Raw genomic sequence first — 1,968 nt, forward strand, 5'->3', positions numbered from 1 at the left:
GCCCCGCGCCGCCCCGAACGTCGTACGACTCGCACCTCCCACCCCTCCCGCACCTCCTGCGCACCGTGGTCCTGCGCTGCTGACCGACCCCGTCACCAGGTCAGGCAGTACGCGGCACGACTCAAGGAGCAGGAGCAAGCCATGCCCACCGACCACTACGCCGTCCTGCGCGCCCTGTTGCGCGCGGAAGCCGTACGCAACACACCGAAGCCGCAGTCGAAGAAGGAGAAACCGCAGCATCCCCCGAAGGAGCGGGAGCGCGGCTGAAGTCGGGCGCGGCGGAGGTGGGTCTTCTCCGGGTCACCGCCTCCGCCGCGCCGTACCGAAGACCGACCGGGTGATCTCGCGCCCGATCTGCGTACCGATCGACCGGGCCAGGGACTTGAACATGCCGCTCCCGACGACCTGCTCCACGACGGACGGCCGCTCCTCCCGATCCGCACGGCGCCGCTCCGGGCCCCTGGACGACGCCTGACGCATCTCGTCCGGCCCTTTCCCGCCGCGCAGTTCGTCCGGCCCTTTCCCCTCGCGCATCTCGTCCGGCCCCTTGGCCCCGCGCGACGCCTCCAGCCTCTCGTAGGCCGACTCCCTGTCCACAGCCTGTGCATACCGCCCGTACAGCGCGGACGACGTCACCGCCCGCTCCAGCGCGCCCGCCTCGATCGGCCCCATCAGCGACTCGGGGGCCCGCAGCCGGGTCGCCGCGACCGGCGTGGGGGCGCCCTTCTCGCCGAGCACCGTCACCACGGCCTCGCCGGTGCCGAGGCCGGTGAGGAGTTCCTCCAGGTCGTACGCCGAGTTGGGGAAGGTCCGCACCGTGGCCTTGAGGGCCTTCTGGTCGTCCGGGGTGAAGGCGCGCAGCGCGTGCTGGACGCGGTTGCCCAGCTGGCCGAGCACCTCGGCGGGGACGTCCTTCGGTGTCTGCGTCACGAAGAAGACGCCGACCCCTTTCGAGCGAATCAGCCGCACGGTCTGCGCGATCGAGTCCAGGAACGCCTTCGACGCGTCGTCGAACAGCAGATGCGCCTCGTCGAAGAAGAAGACCAGCTTCGGCTTGTCGACGTCCCCGACCTCGGGCAGATCGTGGAAGAGGTCGGCGAGCAGCCACATCAGGAACGTCGAGAACAGCTGCGGCTTGTCCTGTACGGCGGGCAGTTCGAGTACGGACACCACGCCCCGCCCGTCCGACGCCGTGCGCAGGAACTCGCTCGTGTCGAACTCCGGTTCCCCGAAGAAGCCGGCCATGCCCTGCGCCTCGAAGGCGGTGAGGGAACGCAGGATCACTCCGGCCGTGGCGGTCGAGAGCCCACCGATGCCCTTCAGCTCCGCCTTGCCCTCGTCGGAGGTGAGGAAGGCGACGACCGCCCTCAGGTCCTTGAGGTCGATCAGCTCCAGGCCCTTCTGGTCGGCGTAGTGGAAGATCAGGCCGAGGGACTGCTCCTGGGTCTGGTTGAGCTGGAGGACCTTGGACAGCAGGACCGGGCCGAAGCTGGTGATCGTGGCGCGTACGGGGGTGCCGTGGCCGGTGCCGCCGAGGGCGTGGAACTCGGTGGGGAAGGCGGTCGCGGACCACTCCTGGTGCACTTCGGCGGCGCGGGAGCGCACCTTGTCGTTCGCCTGTCCCTGCTCCGCGAGTCCGGAGAGGTCGCCCTTGACGTCCGCCAGGAACACGGGCACGCCCTGTGCCGACAGTTGTTCGGCGATCAGCTGGAGGGTCTTGGTCTTGCCGGTGCCGGTGGCTCCCGCGACCAGGCCGTGCCGGTTCAGCACGGCCAGCGGGACCCGGACCCGCGCATCCGGTAGGCACTCTCCGCCCCACATCAGAGCGCCCAGCTCCAGGGCGGGCCCGCCGAACGCATACCCGGCGGCGATCTCCAGCGCCTCCCGCGGCAGAGCGGTCCCACTACCCCGCACGGCCGCCCTCTCCCGATCCCTCATCCCAACCCACCACCTTCCGAACCCCAACCC

Annotated in this window: 2 protein-coding genes; one reads left to right on the forward strand and one right to left on the reverse strand. The window is 70.4% G+C overall.

The annotated features are described in order from the left end of the window. A partial coding sequence (locus L0P92_RS44105; protein ID WP_234768762.1) for a hypothetical protein occupies nt 1-267 on the forward strand: 267 nt, incomplete at its 5' end. 33 nt (nt 268-300) lie between these two features. On the opposite strand, the gene L0P92_RS44110 is transcribed toward L0P92_RS44105, so the two are convergent. Beyond that, on the reverse strand, nt 301-1,938 hold the full coding sequence (locus L0P92_RS44110; protein ID WP_234768761.1) for a helicase HerA-like domain-containing protein: 1,638 nt from the start codon (nt 1,936-1,938) through the stop codon (nt 301-303). Between the last annotated feature and the right edge of the window lie 30 nt (nt 1,939-1,968).

This window comes from Streptomyces muensis, from assembly GCF_021474425.1.
In the GTDB taxonomy this organism is placed as follows: domain Bacteria; phylum Actinomycetota; class Actinomycetes; order Streptomycetales; family Streptomycetaceae; genus Streptomyces; species Streptomyces muensis.